General features: G+C 52.8%; 17 protein-coding genes and 1 pseudogene. 2 read left to right on the forward strand and 16 right to left on the reverse strand.

Annotated elements, in window-relative coordinates:
* Positions 1–59 precede the first annotated feature (59 nt).
* The 4 genes and pseudogenes from QNH46_RS12740 to QNH46_RS12755 all read right to left on the reverse strand — a co-directional run bounded on the left by QNH46_RS12740 (position 60) and on the right by QNH46_RS12755 (position 3,876).
* A pseudogene (locus QNH46_RS12740) lies at positions 60–739 on the reverse strand (HAD family hydrolase).
* Positions 740–913: 174 nt separating this feature from the next.
* Positions 914–1,846, reverse strand: a complete 933-nt coding sequence (locus tag QNH46_RS12745; protein WP_283924653.1) for an ABC transporter ATP-binding protein — start codon at positions 1,844–1,846, stop codon at positions 914–916.
* 18 nt (positions 1,847–1,864) lie between these two features.
* Positions 1,865–2,911: a FecCD family ABC transporter permease gene (locus QNH46_RS12750; protein ID WP_283924654.1), complete on the reverse strand. Its 1,047-nt coding sequence runs from the start codon at positions 2,909–2,911 to the stop codon at positions 1,865–1,867.
* The gene (locus tag QNH46_RS12755; protein WP_430691825.1) at positions 2,908–3,876 is read right to left on the reverse strand and encodes a FecCD family ABC transporter permease; all 969 of its coding nucleotides are present in this window, start codon (positions 3,874–3,876) and stop codon (positions 2,908–2,910) included. Before QNH46_RS12755 ends, QNH46_RS12750 begins: the two co-directional genes overlap by 4 nt.
* 230 nt (positions 3,877–4,106) lie before the next feature.
* On the opposite strand from QNH46_RS12755, the gene QNH46_RS12760 reads away from it, so the two are divergent.
* Positions 4,107–5,135, forward strand: a complete 1,029-nt coding sequence (locus QNH46_RS12760; protein ID WP_283924655.1) for an ABC transporter substrate-binding protein — start codon at positions 4,107–4,109, stop codon at positions 5,133–5,135.
* A 46-nt stretch (positions 5,136–5,181) separates the two neighbouring features.
* On the opposite strand, the gene QNH46_RS12765 is transcribed toward QNH46_RS12760, so the two are convergent.
* From QNH46_RS12765 to rhaB, 11 genes are all read right to left on the reverse strand, one after another.
* Positions 5,182–6,285, reverse strand: a complete 1,104-nt coding sequence (locus tag QNH46_RS12765) for a metallophosphoesterase (RefSeq protein ID WP_283924656.1) — start codon at positions 6,283–6,285, stop codon at positions 5,182–5,184.
* 48 nt (positions 6,286–6,333) lie between these two features.
* Positions 6,334–6,735 carry a hypothetical protein gene (locus QNH46_RS12770; RefSeq protein WP_283924657.1) on the reverse strand — a complete coding sequence of 134 codons (402 nt, stop codon included), beginning with the start codon at positions 6,733–6,735 and terminating at the stop codon, positions 6,334–6,336.
* A complete protein-coding gene (locus QNH46_RS12775) occupies positions 6,732–8,147 on the reverse strand; it encodes a radical SAM protein (protein WP_283924658.1) in 1,416 nt (471 codons plus the stop codon). The genes QNH46_RS12770 and QNH46_RS12775 overlap by 4 nt, the downstream gene beginning before the upstream one ends.
* On the reverse strand, positions 8,144–8,923 hold the full coding sequence (locus tag QNH46_RS12780; protein WP_283924659.1) for a prolipoprotein diacylglyceryl transferase: 780 nt from the start codon (positions 8,921–8,923) through the stop codon (positions 8,144–8,146). The genes QNH46_RS12775 and QNH46_RS12780 overlap by 4 nt, the downstream gene beginning before the upstream one ends.
* A gap of 237 nt (positions 8,924–9,160) precedes the next feature.
* Positions 9,161–9,859 (reverse strand): LutC/YkgG family protein, encoded by a 699-nt coding sequence (locus QNH46_RS12785; protein WP_283928428.1) that lies wholly within the window; start codon positions 9,857–9,859, stop codon positions 9,161–9,163.
* Positions 9,860–9,894: 35 nt separating this feature from the next.
* Positions 9,895–11,493: a LutB/LldF family L-lactate oxidation iron-sulfur protein gene (locus QNH46_RS12790; RefSeq protein WP_283924660.1), complete on the reverse strand. Its 1,599-nt coding sequence runs from the start codon at positions 11,491–11,493 to the stop codon at positions 9,895–9,897.
* Positions 11,490–12,218, reverse strand: a complete 729-nt coding sequence (locus tag QNH46_RS12795; protein WP_283924661.1) for a (Fe-S)-binding protein — start codon at positions 12,216–12,218, stop codon at positions 11,490–11,492. Before QNH46_RS12795 ends, QNH46_RS12790 begins: the two co-directional genes overlap by 4 nt.
* Before the next feature lie 47 nt (positions 12,219–12,265).
* Positions 12,266–13,030: a DeoR/GlpR family DNA-binding transcription regulator gene (locus tag QNH46_RS12800; RefSeq protein WP_283924662.1), complete on the reverse strand. Its 765-nt coding sequence runs from the start codon at positions 13,028–13,030 to the stop codon at positions 12,266–12,268.
* A gap of 53 nt (positions 13,031–13,083) precedes the next feature.
* Positions 13,084–14,304, reverse strand: coding sequence for an L-rhamnose isomerase (gene rhaI, locus QNH46_RS12805; RefSeq protein ID WP_283924663.1), 1,221 nt, complete (start codon positions 14,302–14,304; stop codon positions 13,084–13,086).
* Positions 14,305–14,406: 102 nt separating this feature from the next.
* Entirely contained in the window at positions 14,407–16,476 is a 2,070-nt protein-coding gene (locus QNH46_RS12810; protein WP_283924664.1) for a bifunctional aldolase/short-chain dehydrogenase, read from the reverse strand.
* Positions 16,477–16,528: 52 nt separating this feature from the next.
* Positions 16,529–18,022, reverse strand: a complete 1,494-nt coding sequence (gene rhaB / locus QNH46_RS12815; RefSeq protein WP_283924665.1) for a rhamnulokinase — start codon at positions 18,020–18,022, stop codon at positions 16,529–16,531.
* A 334-nt stretch (positions 18,023–18,356) separates the two neighbouring features.
* On the opposite strand from rhaB, the gene QNH46_RS12820 reads away from it, so the two are divergent.
* Positions 18,357–19,382 (forward strand): MaoC family dehydratase, encoded by a 1,026-nt coding sequence (locus QNH46_RS12820; protein ID WP_283924666.1) that lies wholly within the window; start codon positions 18,357–18,359, stop codon positions 19,380–19,382.
* On the opposite strand, the gene QNH46_RS12825 is transcribed toward QNH46_RS12820, so the two are convergent.
* On the reverse strand, positions 19,379–20,548 hold the full coding sequence (locus QNH46_RS12825; RefSeq protein ID WP_283924667.1) for an acyl-CoA dehydrogenase family protein: 1,170 nt from the start codon (positions 20,546–20,548) through the stop codon (positions 19,379–19,381). The two genes, QNH46_RS12820 and QNH46_RS12825, sit on opposite strands and share 4 nt — an antisense overlap.
* Positions 20,549–20,571 lie beyond the last annotated feature (23 nt).

A 20,571-nucleotide genomic window follows, 5' to 3' on the forward strand; every position in this document is an offset into this window, starting at 1 on the left:
AGGTGGTGTTCCGCTTCCTGGAGGTGACAAGGATATCGGTGAAAAATTAACTCCAAAAGCTATGCTCCTGGCATCATTCCAAAAGATAATACAACAGCAAATAATTCCTCTAGATCATCAATTACGGCATCAGCATCAACAACCGTTTCGAACTGACGATTACGTTTCCAAACCGCTCTCATTCCAGCGTCACGACTAGCTCGTATATCGTTATCAGGATGATCTCCAACAAAGAGAGCATTTTCGGCGTTTACACCCAGTTTCGTCAAAGCACGATTGAAAATGGCTTTATCAGGTTTCCGCAGCCCTTCCCATTCCGATATTAAAACCTCATCGAATAAATATTCAATGTGTAACGCCTTGAAATTATCGTATTGGAATTGCCCAAAACCGTTGGAGACCAATGCTAATTTGAGGTTATGGTTTTTTAATTGAGTAAGCATACTCAATAAATTAGGAAAGCCGATACAATGCTTTTGGAAGTTTCTTATGTAATCGTCTAAGAGTAAAGTCCAGTCCATGTTTTAATAGAAAACTCATCCAAAATTTGTTGATATACTTTGTCCTTCCATACGTAACCATGATGATCAAGCTCGATAAACCGTTGAACGAAAGTTTCTTTTTCAACGATTTGTAACTCGGGGCAACGATGGTATTGGTCCCTCACAAACTTTAACAGTGATGCGTCACGGTCTAGCAGCGTTCCATCCAAATCAAAAAGAACCGCATTTATAGTCAACTGAATCACTCCCTTTTTACATAAAATTCGTCGTTAGTAATCAATTCCCTGCTTGGGATACTTAACAGTATTAAACAACAATATGTAAGAAAAGAGCCTAACAAAACTAAAAACCTCGCCAATTAGCGAGGTCAATACCGTGCAAATACCTATAAACCGTAACAGATTCCAACCTTATACCGAGGCGGATGAGGCAGTAACTAACTCCTTCTTCGGCTCAGCCGTTTCTTCCTCCTCATGGTTTCCCTCTTTAGAAAATGAATCCCGAGGCGAGCTGTCAATCTTTCTTTGTTGCTGCTGCGCCTGTGCGCGGGCTGCCCGCAGCCGGCAATTATCATGCGGGATGCACAGCGGTGTGCCATATAACGGATCCGGAATGATCTCGCATTTGAGCCGGAAGACATTTTCGATGAGCTGCTCGTCTACGATTTCATTAGGCGCTCCCTGCGCTTCGATTCGTCCGTCGCGAATCGCTACGATATGGTCCGCATATCTGCAAGCAAGATTAATGTCATGAAGTACCATGACAATCGTCCGCTTATCGCGATCATTCATCTCATAAAGTAAATCCAGAACTTCGATTTGATGCGTCAAATCGAGGTATGTCGTCGGCTCATCCAGCAGGATGATCGGCGTCTCTTGAGCCAAAGTCATGGCGATCCATGCCCGCTGCCGCTGACCGCCTGACAATGCGTCTACAGGGTGCTCAGCCAGCTCACTCATGCCTGTCGCTTCGAGCGATTGCTGAACAACTTGCTCGTCTTCTTGCGACCACTGCCTCAGCCAGCTCTGGTAGGGATATCTTCCTTGCTTGACGAGCTGCAGCACGGTCAGACCCTCGGGAGCCGTCGGGCCCTGCGGGAGGATCGCCAGCTTCTTCGCAACCTCTTTCGTTGACATGCTGGAGATGTCGCTGCCTGCCAGGATAACCGAGCCCTGCTGCGGCTTCAGGAGTCTGGCCATGGAGCGGAGCAGCGTCGATTTGCCGCATCCGTTGCTGCCGATAAACACGGTGATTTTCCCCTCCGGTATGGAGAGATTCAAATTCTCGAATATATAGGCGCTTCCATATGACAATCCGAGCTCTTTCGCTTCCAGCGTACCCATAATAGCATTCCTCCTGAATTAAAAACGGTTTCGGTTGCGATATAGCAAATACATAAAAAATGGAGCCCCGATAGCAGCCGTCAACACTCCCGCAGGAATGTCATTCGGCAGAAACGCCGTCCGCGCTGCCAAATCAGCCAACAGCAGAATGATCGCTCCAAGCAGGGCGCTGACGGGCAGCACATTCCCAAAAGAGGAACCAACAAGCTTGCGCGCCATATGCGGAGCCATTAATCCGATGAATCCGATAGCTCCGGCAATTGCGATTGCAGCACCGGCGAGCGCTACACTTAATGCCAGAAGCACTATTCGGTGCCTCTGCACGTGCGCCCCGGCGCTGCTCGCCACCTCGTCCCCAAGCGCTTGAATGTTGACGTTCCTGGACTGCAGCCAGGTAAGCGGCAATAGAATCGCCACCCATGGCAGGAGCGTCAGAACATCCTTATCCCAAGACGTCCCGTATATGCTGCCGGTCATAAAAGTTAGTGAGCGCTGAGCCAATTGCAGCGGCCCGGAAATAATCAACATATAGGAGATCGATTTGATCGCGGCGGACAGTCCGATGCCGATCAGCACCAGCCGCAGCGGATCAACGCCTTTTTTCCAGGATAGGACGTACAGCAGCCCTGTAACCAGAAAGGCTCCTGCTATAGAAGTCAGCGGCATCCAATGAATTGACACCGTGCCGCCGAACATAAAAATAAACAAAACGGCGCCAAGCGAGGCCCCTTCCGTAATCCCGACGACATCCGGAGAAGCCAGCGGATTGCGGATAATGCTCTGCAGAACCGCACCGGCAACAGCCAGGGATGCTCCCACTAGCACAGCAATGACAATTCGCGGCAAACGGAGCTTCATGATAATAATTTCATATGTAGGCTCCCCTTTGCCCACCAGCACTTTGATAACATCAATCGGCGAAATGAACTGGCTTCCCGATCCCGTGCTCACGATCATGACAGCGAGACAGATAATGAATAATATGAAGGAAATCCAGACAGCCTTTTTCTCAATCAACACGGAAAATTTGGCGCCCTCTGAACGTAGCGGCTTGTATTTACTCATGACGTGCGTCTGCCTTTCCTAGCAATGTAAACAAAGAACGGTACGCCGATGACCGCAGTCATTACCCCGACAGGAACTTCCTTCGGCATGGCGATGTAGCGCGATCCCAAATCGGCGGCAACCAGCAAAATAGCGCCGAGAACTGCGCAATAAGGCAATATCCAGCGAAAATCCGTACCGACCAGGTAACGGACGATATGTGGAATGATAATGCCCACGAACGCAATCGGTCCGGCTACGGCGACTGAACCGCCGGCCAGCAGTATTACCGCTAGCGCGCCGAACAACTTGATGTATGCCGTGCTTTGGCCGAGTCCCTGAGCGACATCATCGCCCATGGCCAGCACATTTAAATGCCTGGACAGCAATAGCGAAATGATCATGCCCGCTAGCATATACGGCCATACCGCCTGCAATTGGGACATTTCCCGCCCCGCTACCGACCCGACAAGCCATACGAGAATCTGATCGAACATTTTGCCGTCTGTCAGCATCAAACCCTGAGTCAGCGAAGCAAAAAATGCCGACATCGATGCCCCGGCAAGTGTGATCTTGACCGGCGACATGCCGTCCCTGCCCATGCTCCCCAGCAGAAAGACGATTCCCCCGCTAATGGCGGCTCCAATCAGCGCTACCCACGTAAAAGCGTGCATCCCGGACACCCCTAGCCATGCCGAAGCCAGCATAATGAAAAATGCAGCTCCCGAGTTAACGCCAAGCGTGCTTGGGGAAGCGATCGGATTTCGCGTCATCACCTGCATGACCGCTCCGGCCACCGCCAGGCAGGCTCCTACCGAAGCCGCGATCAGCGCTCTGGGTATCCTCGTAGTGAGAATCACCAAATGTTCATTGCTTCCATTAAAGTGAGTAAGCGATTCCCATACTGTGCTTAGCGGGATATCCGTTACCCCAAATGCGATGCTTGCTATCATTATCGCTCCCAGAGCGATGAGTGATGCGATCATATATACGACTCTCATCATTTTCCACGCTTCCAACTTAATCTCTGCGAAAAATCTCACATGAACTCTTTATGAATTTTAGATGAAGCAGCCGGTAATGTCAATGAATATGAGAATCATTCTCAGATTTTTATTGACAGCAATTGTCCTGTCGATTATAGTTTGATAGTGTCAGTGATTGATAATGATTCTCAGACAGAGACACTACATCATATTAGGGGGAAGCAGTATTCATGTTCGTACACAAAACAAATCATAAACTGAGCCATACCTTCAAAATAACCGCGCTCCTGTTGGCACTGTTCCTGGTGCTCACCGCATGCGGCAGCAAGGATTCGGCGGGTGGAAACAACCAGCCTGCTGCGGCTAATAACTCGCAAACTGAAAATGCTTCTACTGGCAGCAACGATCAAACTCGCGTAGTGAAGCATGCTATGGGTGAAACCGAAATCAAAGGCACGCCGCAAAAGGTGGTCATCCTGACCAATGAAGGAACCGAAGCCCTGCTCGCGCTGGGGGTCAAGCCTATAGGCGCCGTTCGATCCTGGACGGGAGATCCTTGGTATGACCACATTAAAGACGAGATGGAAGGCGTAACTGTAGTCGGCGAGGAAAGCCAGCCGAACCTGGAGCTGATCGCCGGTCTGCAGCCCGATCTGATTATCGGAAACAAAATGCGCCAGGAGAAAGTCTACGAGCAGTTGAAAGCGATCGCTCCGACCGTCATGGCCGAGGATCTGCGCGGCGAATGGAAAATCAACTTCAAGCTATATGCTGAAGCGCTTGGCAAATCTGCAGAAGGTGATGAACTGATGGCCGCATTCGATGCGCGAATCGAGGACTTTAAAGTGAAAGCCGGCGACAAAGTGAACGAAACCGTATCCGTTGTTCGTTTCATGGCAGGTAAAACTCGCGTCTATCATACCAATACGTTCTCCGGCATTATCTTTGACCAGATCGGTCTGGCACGCACGGAAATGACGAAGAACGCGAAGGACACCTTCGTCGATGAAATTACTAAGGAGCGTCTGCCGGAAGCCGATGCGGACCGCCTCTTCTACTTCACATATGAGACCGGAGACGATAAAGCAAATGCAACCGAGCAGGAATGGACGAATGATCCATTGTGGAAGAGCCTTAACGCAGTGAAGAACGGACGCGCCTATAAAGTAAGCGATGCGATTTGGAACACGGCTGGCGGCATTAAAGCAGCCAACCTGATGCTCGATGAGCTTTATCAAATCTATGAGATTCAGGAGTAAGCGATAAACGATACAAAAAAGAGACCGGTGACGGTCTCTTTTTGTTTCATTCCGTAAAAGTAACATGAATCTGTACAATTTCAGACCGGCTGCCAAGACGAATCGGCGGGCCCCAGAAGCCGAAGCCGGAAGTTACGATAGAATGCAAGCTTTCCTTCTGCAAGTAACCCCAATCGTTCTCGAATAACATGCCGGTAATGAGATGCGCCGGCGCAATCTGTCCGCGATGTGTATGACCTGACAGCATCAGGTCGATCCCCTCCTGCTGGGCGATATCGAGGTCATAAGGCTGGTGATCCAGCAGGATCAGCGGTTTGGACGCATCCAGTCCTTGGACAAGCTCGCTAAGCGGAGCACGTTCCCGGTCAATCCTGTCCTTGCGTCCGATCAGCGTAAAGCTATCATCGATTGTAACGGCCTCATCGTAAAGAATACTCATGTTCCCCTGTTCGAGGACATCGATCAAGTGCTCCATTTGCCCGCTGTAGCGGTCATGATTGCCCAAGGTGGCATAGACGCCGTAACGGGCGGAGATGCCGCTTAGAATTTTATCGATCCCCTTCTGCTCGTATGGACGAAGATCGTCATCCACGATATCCCCCGGGAATAAGACGATGTCTGGCTTCAGAGCGTTGATCCGCTCCACTAGCCGGATCGCATGCTGCTTTCCGGATAACACCCCGAAATGCATATCTGCCGCCATGACGATATTCAATTCCGGAGCAGCCGGACTAGCCTTCAGAATGTCCACGCGGTATTCCCGGACAACGGGACTATAGGCGTTAAAACTGCCGTAACCGATAGTAGCCAGCAGTATAATCAGCACAAGGGCTCCTGCCCCCTTCTTCGCTGTGGAACGCGGCAGTTTCGTCAGCCGGAGCAGCCACAAGCTGACATGAACGACAGGCAGTACGAGCAGCAGTACGCAAAATACGGCCATCCAGTATGCGCCGAGAATCTGGAACAGCACGAGCCCCTCTCCGATCCTTCCTAGCAGAAAAGAAACGGCCAGCAGCACAACAACTCCTATGTAGACGTACTTGAACCAGGTGGGGGTGCCTTCCTTCAGCCAACCCCAGCAGCTTCGGCCGATATAAAAGACTAACAGGCCATAAACAAGCAATGCAATGATGCCAAATACAACAAACATTTTAATCTCCCTTCATTTCTATCGCTATTATAGCGTATCTGCGGGAAATTAAAAATTCGCCATGACGACGCCAAAGCAAGCCGCATTCAGCAGAAATGTAACAGCTCCGCCAATCAACAATCCCTGTCCGATGCCAACCCGTTTTTTCGCAAAAGCCACCACCGCAGCAGGGATTAAATATACGATCTGGGCTATGCCAATAAAGAAATAGGATAGGGGTATAAAAATGAGCAAAAGATGAAGCAGCGCCAGAATTCCGATCCCTTTGAATACCTCGGTAGTATGGTTACGTTTCGGCGGTTCATGCAGCGGTTCCCTGGGTAGCTCCAGCAGCGTCTCATGAGACGGCTCCTGCATCTGTTCCTGTCTCGGGTCTTGCTCCCCCGCCGTCATCTTTTCTTGAGGTTGGACTAACTCAGGCTTCTCCCGCTCGTTTGGGCCATCGCTCATCCTCTTCTTCCCTCCATTTCAGCTTTTATCTCCTTTAGGCGCTCTTCCAGGTCACCCCGGTAAAAAATGTTGTACGTATCAAAAGGAATAATTCTTCCGTCCGGATGAACGATATGCACGCAGGACTTCTTGACGGAGCGCACGTCGAAATGATACGGATCGAGGAATTGCATAATGATGACGCGGAACACATTGTCATAGCTTATCGACTCGGGAACCTGCACAAACGGCAGGCAGCAGAGCAAGCTTTTCAATGACATGGCTGACGATTCCGGCGAATGGTTGGTGGAGAACAGCTCGAATATATGCTCCCTCAAACCTTGATCCTGCTCGAACACGATCGTATTGCGGCCGCCCTCCAGCAAAATCTGCGGATCAACCATACGAGTGAGAGGTATGACCCCGTCATTTAGTTTCAAGGCATAACCCATCGCCAGGCTGTCCGGATGGCAGGGCACTGGAATCATGTCTTCGGCCTCGAACACACCGGACTGATCGATAATCGACTGCCTGACCTCGCTTAGCGTCAGCCGATCCTTGGCGGGATCGAAATCCTCCGTCCGGCCTGCCGCCTGGATCGGCTGGAACGTAACACCGCGCACCGCCCGCTGCTTAAGGCCGTATTGGATAATATCGCCAATTTCGTGATCGTTTAGCCCTTTTTTCAACGTGACTACAAGGGTCGTGGAAATATTGAATTCATTCAAGTGCGCGATCGCCTTCTCGCGGATTTGCCGCAGATCGGCGCCACGCAGCTCCTGCAGCACCTCTCGTTCAAAGCTGTCGAATTGCAAGTACAGCTCGAAGCCCGGCAAATAGTCCGCCAATCGCTTCACGAACTCCCGATCCTGCGCGATGCGGATGCCGTTCGTATTCACCATCAAATGCTTAATCGGCTTGCGCTTGGCCATATCGAGAATTTCGAAAAACTGCGGATGGATCGTCGGCTCACCCCCGCTGATCTGTACGATGTCCGGCTCGCCTTCATTGCGCACAACGGCGTCCAGCATTCGCTCAACTTCCTCCAGGGAGCGCCACAGCTTCTTGTCCGGAGAGGAATCGGCATAGCAGATCGGGCATTTCAAATTGCATTGATCGATGATTTCCACGATGGACAGGCAGCTGTGCTGCTCGTGATCGGGGCATAATCCGCAATCGTATGGACAGCCATAACGAATGGGCGTATTCCAGTGCTGCGGCATCTCCGAAGGCTTGATGAACTCGCGGCAGCGTTTATAATACTCGACGTCGGTTGAGATGAGCACTTTTTCCCGCCCGTGCTCGAAGCAGTACTTCGACAGGTAGACGCAATCGTTTTCAATAATGACCTTCGCTTCCACCTTCTTCAGGCATTTCGAGCAGATGCTGTTCGTGAGCTCGTAGAATAAATACGGTCGATTTTTCGTCGTCATGAGGCATGGCTCCCTTTCAGAATATTCGCATTACGGCTAACCGCGAACATGCGATACGCAAAATACATCATACCGAGCACACAGGCGAGCTGGATATTATTCAGTCCGAAATAAGGATGCGGTGTCGGCTTAATAAAGTCAATGGCGAAGCGGAACGTTAAATACCCGAACATGAACCATATGTAGATCAGACCATTGGGCAGCTCTTGCCTGCGCGCAGCGCTTGTCTTCTTCGCCCCAAACAGCGCAAAGGCCAGAATAAGCAGAAATCCGATTTCATACAATTGTGTCGGATGCCTCAATACTCCGTCCCCGTAGTCGAAACCCGTAATCCAGGTCGTTGGCGTGCCATGCGTATGATCATCCAGCCCGGTCAAGAAACAGCCGATCCGCCCGATCGCCATCGCGATGATCAGGGGAAATGCAAACTCGTCCCCGGTCGAACGCGTAATGCCTACCAGTTTCTTGGTCAGCTCGACACCAATCAATCCACCCAGCAGTCCGCCGACGATCGTCTTGCCTCCGAACAGCTCTCTCCAGTGTTCCGAAATGGACAGCAGCCATGCCGGATTCTCCAGCCAAAAGAGCAGCTTGGAGCCCAGGGAAGCGCCGAGCGCCGCGCCGACGATCAGCCAGAACATGTTGACCGTTGAGATGTCGCTTTTTTTGCGCCGCCAAACGTAGATCCGGAAGCCGATGAAATAGGCGAGCGATTCAAACAAGAAATGAGGGTGAATCCGCAATCCGCCGATATGTATGTAGACGGGAAACTCCAATAGTCCACCTCCTGCTCCTCGAAAGATATGAACCAATCTAGTGAATGGATATTTTTAGGAGCTGCTTCTATTATACACATCTTACCAAACCGGGAGAAAAATAAAAAAGAAAAACCGCTGAATTAGCGGTTCTATGACAGTCGTTTTCTAGTTATTCTCTATTAAAATTTTCAAATCTCGTATTCTGCTAATTCTCCTCGGCTTCGCTGCGATATTCCATATTTCTCTGCGCGGTGCTCACCCAATAATCAAGGCATACACGATTCCCGTGCCATGCACGCCAATCGTCAGATCATTCTCGATATCCGAAGAACGGCTCGGCCCTGAAATGAAATGAATACCGGCGGGCAGCCGACCTTGGCCTAGCTCATCGAACTCAGGCAGGATCTCTCCCAGTCTCGTCTTTAACCGTTCAGCGGGAATGAGGATCATAAGCACCGTTGGCAGCAGGCTTACGGAACGCCCTTTATGCGGAGAGGACAAAACGGCCACAGAGCCCGTGTAAGCGACAGCGTAATCGGCCATGACAACTCCGATGTCGGCTTCGGCGGCACGCGCTTTCCAGAAGTCAGGCCCGGAACCATCGGAATTCCAAGCGGATACCTGCGCTTGCGCGAGCTTCGCTTCTAGGCCGAGCTGCTCCAATGCGGATTCCTGCTGCCTGACGATGGTTTTTGCGTCGAGCTCGCGGGCTTTGGCCGCGATAAAGTCGCTGGCCTCCTCCATCGAATCCAACCGCTCGACATGCCCGCCGACACTCAGGAAATTTTGCGTGAACCGCTCGATGCGTTCCTGCTCGTTCCATTCGAACGTACGCCAGAAGTCCGGTGCCCCACGGAAGGGCTGCGCTGGCCTCTCCGTCATTCGCGGCCGGTTGAGCCGCTGGGCGATGCGGTTCATGAATTGCTCCTGCTTTGCTCTTGACTGTGCTTCCATCCTGACAAGCCATTCATCCTGCGTGTGCGAACTGCTCAATTCTGATCCCCTCCCTGCTGCCGCTGCCGGATGATGCGCTCCATCCGCTCACGGATCGCCGAATCCACCGAACGGGCGGCTGCGCTATCCGCGGCTGTTCTCAAGCCGTCACCTTCAGCCTCTTTCTGCCCATGATCCGCTGGGTGGGGGTCACTCCATCCGCCCATTTCCTGCAGCTCATGCTCCAATTCAGCCCAGCGCTGCCGGAAGGTCCGCTTGGCGACAGATGGTGCGATACGATAGCTGTTCCAGCCCTTTAACGGCCCAAGCTTTAGCGGAATGCCGCCATCACGGACGATCGCCTTTTGGCCGATTTGTGCCGCCCTGACGGCGGCGGCAAACCGTTTGGAATTGGCGGCAACCGCGGCGAAGCCCTTCATACCAGCCGTCTCCAGTTTATTCCCCTGCCCCTGCTCCACCTTGCGCCGCCGCAAGGAGACCAGCATGTCATGCAGCGGTATTTTCACCGGACAAGCCTCGTAACAGGCCCCGCACAGACTCGATGCGCTGGCGATATCATTCCACTCGCTGACGTTACCGTTCAAGGCTGGGGTCAGCACGGCGCCGATCGGGCCGCTGTACGTGCCGCCGTATGCATGGCCGCCGATGTGGCGGTAGACGGGACAGGCGTTCAGGCAGGCGCCGCAGCGGATGCAGTTCAGCAGCTCCTGGAACTCCGGATCTCCAAGCTGCAAGGAACGCCCGTTATCGACGATAATGATATGCATTTCATCCGGGCCGTCCGCATCCTGCGTCCGCCGCGGACCGGAAATGCATGACATGTACATCGTCAGCTTCTGTCCCGTCGCCGAACGCGGCAGCAGCGTCGCCATCACTTCCAAATCCGCAAAGGACGGAATAATCCGCTCCATGCCCATAAACGTAATTTGCGTCTTGGGAACCGTAGACACCATACGCGCGTTGCCTTCGTTTTCGAAGAGCACCATCGAGCCCGTCTCCGCGATGGCAAAGTTGCAGCCGGTAATGCCTAGATCGGCTTCCAGGAACTTCTCGCGCAGCTTTTTGCGAACGAATCCGGCCAGCACGGTCGTATCGGCAGCCAGCGGCTCGCCAGCCTCCTTCGAGAGGAGCTCGGCAATTTGGTACCGGTTTTTATGAATCGCAGGAATAACGATATGGGAAGGCCCTTCTCCAGCCAGCTGGATAATATATTCGCCCAAATCCGTCTCGATCGCGTCGATGCCTTCTCCGGCCAGCGCCTCGTTCAAATGCAGCTCTTCGGTAACCATAGACTTTGATTTCACTACGCTTTTCGCCTGCTTTTGCCTGGCGATCTCCAAAGAGATCTGCACAGCCTCTGCGGAGTTATCCGCAAAATGAATATGCACCCCGTTACTGCGGGCGTTATCCACGAACAAGTTCAAATAATAGTCCAGGTGAGCGATCGTATGCAGCCGGATCTCACGGCCTCTTTCGCGCCACGCTTCCCAATTGCTGAGCTCTTCGGCGGCGCTTAGCTTGCCGTTTTTGAGCCGCTCCGTCGTAAAACGAACCGCTTTGCGCAGAAAATCATCGTTCAACGCCAGTTCGGCTCTCTTCTTCACGTCGACCGCCATCGGATTCGTCGTAGTCATGTTACCCGCATCCCTTCATAGAGCAGCTCCGCGAGGTGCATCACCCGCACCGGTTCATTGCGGTAGCGCAAATGGCCCGCGATGTTCATAAGACAGGCCATGTCCAGCCCGACGAGCACCTCAGCTTCGCTCTCCTTCACATGCTCCGCCTTCTCGGTGACCATGGCGCCGGAGATATCGGGCATTTTGATCGCGAACGTGCCTCCGAACCCGCAGCAGTCCTCGGCATACGGCAGCGGCACGAATTGCAGATCCTTCACATTGCTGAGAAGCTGCATCGGCTCCTCCTTCACCCCAAGCAGCCTGCTGCCGTGGCAGGAAGGATGATAGGTGACCTTATGCGGAAACCTTGCGCCGACATCGGTAATGCCCAGCACCTGCACGAGGAACTGCGTGAACTCGTAGGTTTTCTCCTGCAGGCGCTTCGCTTTGTCCAGCCATTCAGGCTCGTCTTTGAACAGCTCGCTGTAATGATGGATCATATAAGTGCATGAGCCCGAAGGCGATACGACAAAATCACTGTCATCAAAAGCCTGCAGCAGCGTTCGGGCAGCGGTTCGCGTCTCCTCCCAGTATCCACTGTTATAAGAAGGCTGCCCGCAGCAGGTCTGGGTTTCAGGGAAGTCCACCTGAACGCCGTACTGGGCAAGGATGCGCACGATCGCTTCGCCGACTTGCGGATATATGACGTCGCTAAGGCAAGTGATAAATAAGGATACTTTCATGGCAAACCTCTCTTCCTGGAGCCGTCTGAAACTTCAGCTTCCGCCCATTACACGACTGTTACGGATATCGACCGGTCGGTTAGAGCGACCAGCGTCTCCTCCGCAATACCCTCGTCCGTAATAATCGCGCTCACCTGCTCGAGGTTCATGACATGGGTAAAGCCCTGCTGCCCGAATTTGCTGGCATCGGCCAGCAGAATCACCTGATCGGCGATGGCCACCATCTTTTGCTTGATGCGGGCCTGCAGCTCGTTGGATTCGCTGATCCCGCGATCAAGATGAACCCCTTTGCAGGAGAGGAACATTTTATCTACATAATAGGATTCAAGCGAGCGCTCGGCGAGCGGGCCGACGAACGACATGGAGCGGCTCGCCAGCAGCCCGCCCGTGGAGATCACTTCGATTTTCTCTTTGCCGCTAAGCTCGGTAGCGACGCGAATCGAGTTGGTCAGCACGGTAAGCGGGATATCCGGAAGCTTGGATGCCATATACCAAGCGGTCGTACTCGCATCCAGCAGGATGCGTTCATTCGGTTGAATCCGTTTGACCGCCTCATCCGCGATCCGCATTTTCTGCTCGGCGTGCGTAATTTCGCGTTCTGCATAGGGGATCTCCGGCACATCTCCCTTTGGCTTGACGCTCACGGCTCCACCATGGGAGCGCCGAAGCCGCCCGGCCTGCTCCAAGCGGTCGAGATCGCGCCGAATCGTCTCCTCGGTAACGCCGCAAAGCTCGCTAAGCTCCGAGACCCGCATGCTTCCCTTCTCATTGATCATCTGTATGATATATTCATAGCGTTCAGCTACCAGCATTCCTACTTCACTCCATATCTTTCTTCATTAGAATGGCAGAACGGGCTTGCCAGCTACCAGCTTGCTCCGCCCTTGCCTCTGGCCATGATCCCCGCTCCGTAGCCGGAAGCATGATATGCCTTCATCGGATCGACCGGCAGCCCGGCTTCCTCGCGCACTGCATGCAGCAGGGGTGTGACATCGAATTCGAACGCACGGCGCACCGCGTCCTCCGCACCGAGCACATCACCCCGCTCAGCCGCTTCCGCGACCTCTTCGTGATTGATGAGCAGCGCCTTGGCATACTGTGTCTGCACATTCAGCACGGAGCGGATCATGGCCGGTATTTTCTGCTCTATGTTGTGGGACTGATCGATCATAAATGCGATTTTCTCCACCGTTCCCCGCACTTCCTCATCCGCATCATTGGCGGCAAGCACGATTTGGTAGAAAATCAGGAACAATTCATAGGGATTCATCGAACCGACGATCAAATCGTCGTCCGCATATTTATAACTGTTAAAATGGAATCCGCCCAGCCGCTTTTCGTCAATCAGATAAGCCACGATATGCTCGATGTTGGCTCCTGGCAAATGATGCCCGGTGTCAACCAGAACTTCGGCCTGCGGCCCCAGCTTGAGGGCATAGTTGTAAGCCATGCCCCAATCGGCGATATCTGTATGGTAAAAAGCCGGCTCAAACGCTTTATATTCGATCAGCATGCGCATATCGGGCGTCAGCGCGCTGTACATTTCCGCCAATGCTTCAAGCATCCAATGCTTGCGCTTGCGGAGATCGCCTTGGCCCGGGTAATTTGTTCCGTCCGCAAACCACAGGCTCAGATCCTTCGAGCCTGTCTCCTTGGCAATATCCACGCATTCCAGCAAATGATTTGCCGCTTTGCGGCGAATGGCCGGATCGTTGTTCGTGACGCTGCCCAGCATATAATCGTCGTCCTGAAACAGATTCGGGTTAACAGCCCCGATCGAGAGTCCAAGTCCCTCGGCATGGCTTCTTAGCTTCCCGTAATCATCGACGTGATCCCACGGAATATGGATCGCCACAGAAGGACATAGCCCCGTGAGGCGGTGCACGATGGCGGCATCTTCCAATTTCTCGAATGGATTTCGCGGTACGCCAACCTTCTGGAACACTTTAAAACGCGTTCCGGAATCCCCGTAACCCCAAGATGGCGTTTCGATTTTTAGCTTCTTAAGACTGGTCTTTACCTGCTCCAGATCGATCCCCCGCAGCTTCTGCTGCTCTTCAAATAACATATACGCTTTATCCGACATCGACAAGTCCTCCTCTTCATCCCATGAGAAATCAATTCTACGAATCACTTATGAAAAAATAGGCGATGTTTCCCTAATATTAAGATGTTGCACCATGTACCCTCAACGCGTAAATGCTGCCGGTACTCCCCCATCGATCGTCAGCATGCAGCCCGTAGTCTTATCCGCCTTGGAGGAGGCGAAAAAGGCAATCCCTTCGGCTACGTCCTGCGGGTAAATATTGACTAACAGCGTTGTGCGCTTGCGGTAATGCTCCTCTAACTGATCCGGCTCAATCCCGTAAGCCGCGGCCCGCTCATTGCGCCAATTCGAGTTCCAAATGGCCGAACCCTGCAGGATCGCATCCGGGAGAATCGAGTTCACGCGGATGCCGTATTCTCCCCCCTCTGCGGCGATGCAGCGGGCCAGGTGAGCTTCCAGCGCCTTCACCGAGCTGTAGGCTGAGGCGTTTTTCCCGGCATAGATCGAATTTTTGGAGCCTACAAACACCATGCTGCCGCCAAGTGCCTGTTCCTTCATCAGCTTGAAGGCTTCTCTCGCCACGAGAAAATAACCGGTTCCCAGCACGTTCATGTTCAGATTCCATTCCTGCAGCGAGGTCTCGTCAAAAGGACTCGAAGTCGCCAGTCCCGCGTTGTTGACGATGATGTCAACGCCTCCATAATGCAGAGCGGCTTGCTCGTATGCGGCGCGCACCATGTCCTCATTGGTGACATCCATTTTTACGGCCAAAGCGACGTTATCGCCGAACTTCCCGTTTATTTCCACGGCCACCTGCTGCGCGCCTTCCAAGTTCAGATCCGCCAGCACCACATGCGCTCCTTCGCTAACGAGGCGCCGTGCCGTCGCGCTGCCGATGCCGCCTGCTCCGCCCGTAATGAATGCTACCTTACGGGAGAATTCCGCCTCGGCCGGGGCCAGGGACAGCTTATACAGCTCAAGCGGCCAATATTCTACGTTATATGACTCGTTCTCGCTGAGCGAGACGAACTTGCCGAGCGTCGTCGCACCGCGCATAACTGCGATCGCGCGATGGTATAAGGCCGCGCTGACTCGGGAATTGGCCCAGCTCTTGCCGGTGTTGATCATTCCAAGTCCCGGTATGAGAATAACCCGCGGAGCCGCTTCGAACATGACATCGCCCTCATTCTTGTTCCGCTCGAAATAGGCCTTGTACTGCTGCTTGTAGTCAGCGATACCTTCAATCAGCTTCCTGCGCAGCCCTTCGACATCGCTTGCATCCGGCGTCCAGTTGATAAAGAGCGGAACAACCTTCGTGTGCACGAGATGATCCGGGCAGGCCGCCCCTACCTGGGACAGCTGGGCCGAATCCCTGCTGCCGACAAAGGCAAGCACATCCTCTTCATCGTCGAAGGTCAGGATCATTTTCTTGCCGTCGCTGACCGCGCCGCGAATCGAGGGCATAAGCTTTGCGACGATGCTCTTGCGTTCTTCGCTTGGCAGCGGCTGATGAACCAAGCCGCCGAACAAAGTGGCCTCATTAACGCGGGACTCGATGTAGCGCTCGGCTTCATTGATGATTTCGATCGTCTTGGCATAGCAGGCTTCAGAGGTATCGCCCCAGGTTACCAGCCCATGCTTCTCCATTAATACAAGCTCGGCCTTAGGGTTATCAAGAACGCCCTGGGCAATCATTTTCGACAGCGTGAATCCCGGTCGGATGTAAGGGACCCAAACGAAGCGGTCTCCGAAAATTTCCTTCGCAAGCTCTTTGCCGTTATCTGCGCAGCACAGGCTGATAATCGCGTCCGGATGCGTATGGTCTACATGATTGAACGGCAGAAAAGCATGCAGCAGTGTTTCGATGGAAGCGCGCGGATGTTTGGAATCGATCATGCAATTTGCCAGGTAGGCGACCATGTCTTCATCAGACATTTCCTCGCGCTCGAATAACGGCTGGATGTCTTCCATACGCAGGCCGGTGAAATTTCCCTGCTTCACCGTCGCAAGATCCGAACCGCTCCCCTTGACGTACATCACTTCAACGTCACGGCCTCTAAAATCCTTGATTACGGTCTTGCTTGAAGTATTTCCGCCGCCCCAGTTGCACACCCGGCGGTCCGAGCCGATGAGATTGGAGCGGTAAACGAGTTGGTCAAGTCCTCCCAGCAGTGCGGATGCTTTAGAAGAGTCCCATAAATTTTGTACCATGTGATAACCTCCGATTGTTTAAGATAATAGCGATTATAGTATTGATATATTTTCAGCGGGGCTGAACCAATCTCGCTTTGATTTGTTCCCAGCGCGCGCCGGCAACGTCCATTCCTTCCACACCTTCCAAGTCATGAATAGGCCGTGGCTCGTATCTCTTTAACGGAACAGAATTACCGATGATCCCCCGGGCTTCTTCCAGTCCCTGCAATTGTCCCAAGCTGAGCATCTGGACGGCGATGTTACCTAGAGCGGTCGCCTCCGATGGACCGGCTATGACCTCGATTTGCGCCATATCTGCGGTTAACTGGCAGAGCAGCTCGTTATTCGCTCCGCCGCCGACAATATGCAGCGTATCGATGCGCTGATCCGTCAGTCTCTGCAGCTCCTGGATGCTATCTTTGTAGGTCAGTGCCAGGCTGTCGAAGATGCAGCGCGCCAGCTTGCCGGTCGTATCCGGCTCGGGCTGCCCCGTCTCCCGGCAGCAAGCCCGGATTTCCTCTGTCATGCTGCGGGGGTTTAAGAATCGCTGGTCATTGCAAGGTACCAAGTGCTGAAACGGCTGTTCCCGCATCGCCAGCTCCGCCAGCGCGGCAAAGCTGTAAGCATTCTGCGTCTCGCGGCGCACCTCCTGGATCATCCAGAGTCCCATAATATTTTTGAGAAAACGATACGTGCCGTAAACGCCCCACTCATTCGTATAATTGGCGTTCATTGCCTCGGCCGTGTTCAGCGGAGTGCTGCGCTCCACACCCAGCAAAGACCATGTCCCGCTGCTGATATATGCCCAGGACGTATGCGGCTGAGCCGGGACCCCCGCAACGGCCGAGGCCGTATCATGGGTCGGAGCAACGATGAGCTCGCAATCGGGCAAATCGTACTGCCGCTGCAGCTCAGGTGAGATTCTTCCCAGCTTCACGCCCGGCTCCGTAAGCTTCGCGAATTGATCGCGGCGCAGTCCCAATAGCCCGAGCAGTTTACTGTCAAAATCTCTTTCCGCCAAATTCAGAAGCTGCATGGTCGAGGCGTTCGTCACTTCGTTTATGAGCTTGCCGGTTAAGCGGTAATATAGATAGTCCGGTACCATTACGATTTTGGCGGCTTGGGAGAGCTGATCGTCTTCATGAACATAGAGCTGGTACAATGTGTTGAACGGCAGCTCTTGAATTCCTGTCCTGCTGTACACCTCGGCTCTGCTAATCTTTCGGTGCAGACGATCCGGGGCGTCCTTTGTCCTGCCGTCCCGATAAGCGTACACCTCATGAATGCGCTTTCCATTATCGTCAAGAAGTACATAATCGACAGCCCACGTATCGATCCCAAGCGTACAGGCTTCTATCCCCTCCTTCTTGGCTTGCTGCAATCCCTTGACAATTTCCGCAAATAAGTAATCGATGTCCCAATAATCATGCCCTTCTGTTTCGGTAAAAGAATTGCTGAAGCGATGAATTTCCTGCAGTTCGATCCTCCGCTCCTGCTGATGAAGGGTTCCCCTCACCAGGCGTCCGCTCGAGGCGCCGATATCTACGGCAATGTAGTTCTTCATTCCATACCCATCTCCTTAATAAAATAAGGTATGACATCATCCTAATCCCAAAATACCATAAAAGTCAACATAAATACATATTTATTTCTTTTTTTATATCTGTTTTTGTTTATTTCGTAATTGGTTTTATTTTGTTTTTGTGTTTCAGCTTGGCTTGTCTGTATTTTTGCTTGATTTTATAGGGAAACAAAATAAACCCGATTCATCGTAGAATCAGGTTTGGACGTTATTTATTGCGGCAGCTTGAAATGATCGGCTATATTAAAGGGGAGGAATTTTATGGAATATACATTTGTATGGCGCATTTTATTGTTTGGACGGAGGAGGGTCAATGATGCATCAATGGCAGCTAACTTCAGCACCGCCACAGCGTACAATCATTACCAAGGAACGAATCGGCGCGTTTTTGCAGGGCTTTCCCGCAGTCTTTCGTTCGAGTGTTTCCAGCGTTCCTGTGACGTATCCAATTACGCTGTGGCAGGACGTAGAGCTTCCCTGGCTGCCAGGCGATCAGTGCGGCAAAACTATCATTCACGGCCAGCAGGCACTGCAGTATTTTCGGGTTCTACCCTATAATGAGGAGATCATCTGGCAAATTCAGCTGGCAAGCATACGGGAAACGAAAGGCTCCCAAGGGCCAATGCAATTGCTGGACTGCGTGATGGATGTCAGGAATGCGCATGAGGAACTCATATTACAGGCGAATACCACCCTTCTTCTGGTGGATCAGCCGAAACCCCAGCGGCAGCTCCAATCGCATACCAACCCAGCTACCCCTAGGCTTGCCCGACGTACTTTACCTTCCGCGCTGTACGGCCTATGGGATAAGGAAAGCTCTCTCGTTCCGGGAGCCGTGCTGATCGATGCCTGCCTCGGCACGATAACCGGGGACATGCTTGTCGCTTATGCCGCAGCTTCCGGCGATTACAATGCCATCCATTTGGATGCGCAGAAGGCAGTGGAATTCGGACTGCCCGGCCGGGTGGCTCATGGCATGCTCGTATTAGGCATGGTCGGAAATCTGCTGCAGGAGCTGCAAACCGCGCATATGAAGCTCAGGAATCTGGAATGCCGCTTTCGCATACCTATTGTGGAAGGGGACACCGTGTTCGCCAAGGTTATTGTTCAGTCCGTAGTCCCTTCTCAGCCTGCGGACAAAGGGACTTTCATCGACGGTGATGTCCTCAATGAAGCAGAAGCCCAAAATAATCCGGTTATCCATTGCCTCCTGGAGGTGTTTATCGTTCGGCCTGAGCCTGATTCTTCGTGTTTTGAATCAAATGCAGCTGCTCCTTATACGCGTGGCCAATCGCAGCGCATATTGGCATACAGCGGTTCGGCCGTTTATGTACTCGTCTAATCCCAATGACCGATCTCCACATTTCCTTTCAGCAGATTTCGCGCAATAATGAGCCGCTGAATTTCATCCGTGCCCTCATAGATGCGCCATACTCTCATCTCCCGGTACCAGCGCTCGATCGGCAGATCTTTGGAATAGCCCATGCCGCCGTAAATTTGCAGCACCCTGTCAACGACTTGGTTGGCGACGCCCGCACCGTACAACTTCGACATGGAGGCATGATGACGCGCATCAAGCTGTTTTTCCACCCGCCATGCCGTATGCAGGACAAGCCATTTCAGCGCCTCGACCTCAACGGCGGAATCGGCAATCATCCATTGAATACTCTGCCTGGAAGCCAGTGTTTCGCCAAAGGTCACCCTTTCGTTCGCATAATCGATCGCCATCTGCAGCAGCCTCTCCGACGCCCCGACCGCAATGGCCGGGACGACCCAGCGTCCTCTGCTGATCCACTGCATTGCCATCGTGAGCCCGTGGTCCACTTCGCCGAGCACATTTTCATCGGGAACGAGCACATGGTCAAACGTCAGCAAGGAGGGGCTTTTATCTCCGCCCATCGTCAGAATCGGTTCCGACGTCCAGCCCATTTCCCGGTCGACAAGAAAACAGGTAATGCCTTTGTTCTTGCCGGTTAATGGATTGGTCACGGCAAAGACAATGGCGAAATCCGCCTCGTTTCCATTCGTAATAAAAGCCTTCTCGCCATTCAAAATCCATCCGCCAACCGTCCGCTTGGCCGACATTTGGATATTGCTTGCATCCGACCCGGCTGCCCGTTCGGTAAGCGCAAAGCAGGACTGTCTTTCCCCGGCAATGACCGGGTACAGATACCGTTCCATCTGCTTCTCATTGCACATGAACAGGATGTTATCCGCCTCCCCGCCCAGTACAAAAGGAACGCAGGTGCGGCCCAGCTCCATTTTTACGATGGCGCTTGTGATCGTTCCCAGATTGGCTCCTCCATATCTTATCGGCGTTTCGATGCCCCAAAGCCCGAGACCTCTAGCTTTGTTCTGAAGCGCCCTAAGCTGCTCCCGGCTGATGCCCTCCTTCCCCTCCCGCTCGTTGAGAAGCAGCTGGCGCTCCAAAGGAATGAGCTCATCAGCAACAAATTGGCGTACGGTGCGTTGAATATGCTTTTGCTCTTCGGTCAGTTCAAAATTCATGCTTCTTTTCAGCTCCTTATGAA

Source organism: Paenibacillus woosongensis (genome assembly GCF_030122845.1).
Lineage (GTDB): Bacteria > Bacillota > Bacilli > Paenibacillales > Paenibacillaceae > Fontibacillus > Fontibacillus woosongensis_A.

What these genes read in the sequence shown, in the direction of transcription:
- QNH46_RS12810 (WP_283924664.1), bottom strand. Translation starts at nt 16,476, where the DNA reads ATGGTACAAAATTTATGGGACTCTTCTAAAGCATCCGCACTGCTGGGA.
- QNH46_RS12825 (WP_283924667.1), bottom strand. Translation starts at nt 20,548, where the DNA reads ATGAATTTTGAACTGACCGAAGAGCAAAAGCATATTCAACGCACCGTA.
- rhaI (WP_283924663.1), bottom strand. Translation starts at nt 14,304, where the DNA reads ATGTCGGATAAAGCGTATATGTTATTTGAAGAGCAGCAGAAGCTGCGG.
- QNH46_RS12750 (WP_283924654.1), bottom strand. Translation starts at nt 2,911, where the DNA reads ATGAGTAAATACAAGCCGCTACGTTCAGAGGGCGCCAAATTTTCCGTG.
- QNH46_RS12790 (WP_283924660.1), bottom strand. Translation starts at nt 11,493, where the DNA reads ATGACTACGACGAATCCGATGGCGGTCGACGTGAAGAAGAGAGCCGAA.
- QNH46_RS12745 (WP_283924653.1), bottom strand. Translation starts at nt 1,846, where the DNA reads ATGGGTACGCTGGAAGCGAAAGAGCTCGGATTGTCATATGGAAGCGCC.
- QNH46_RS12760 (WP_283924655.1), top strand. Translation starts at nt 4,107, where the DNA reads ATGTTCGTACACAAAACAAATCATAAACTGAGCCATACCTTCAAAATA.
- QNH46_RS12820 (WP_283924666.1), top strand. Translation starts at nt 18,357, where the DNA reads ATGCATCAATGGCAGCTAACTTCAGCACCGCCACAGCGTACAATCATT.
- rhaB (WP_283924665.1), bottom strand. Translation starts at nt 18,022, where the DNA reads ATGAAGAACTACATTGCCGTAGATATCGGCGCCTCGAGCGGACGCCTG.
- QNH46_RS12785 (WP_283928428.1), bottom strand. Translation starts at nt 9,859, where the DNA reads ATGGAAGCACAGTCAAGAGCAAAGCAGGAGCAATTCATGAACCGCATC.
- QNH46_RS12795 (WP_283924661.1), bottom strand. Translation starts at nt 12,218, where the DNA reads ATGAAAGTATCCTTATTTATCACTTGCCTTAGCGACGTCATATATCCG.
- QNH46_RS12765 (WP_283924656.1), bottom strand. Translation starts at nt 6,285, where the DNA reads ATGTTTGTTGTATTTGGCATCATTGCATTGCTTGTTTATGGCCTGTTA.
- QNH46_RS12770 (WP_283924657.1), bottom strand. Translation starts at nt 6,735, where the DNA reads ATGAGCGATGGCCCAAACGAGCGGGAGAAGCCTGAGTTAGTCCAACCT.
- QNH46_RS12775 (WP_283924658.1), bottom strand. Translation starts at nt 8,147, where the DNA reads ATGACGACGAAAAATCGACCGTATTTATTCTACGAGCTCACGAACAGC.
- QNH46_RS12755 (WP_430691825.1), bottom strand. Translation starts at nt 3,876, where the DNA reads ATGATCGCATCACTCATCGCTCTGGGAGCGATAATGATAGCAAGCATC.
- QNH46_RS12800 (WP_283924662.1), bottom strand. Translation starts at nt 13,030, where the DNA reads ATGCTGGTAGCTGAACGCTATGAATATATCATACAGATGATCAATGAG.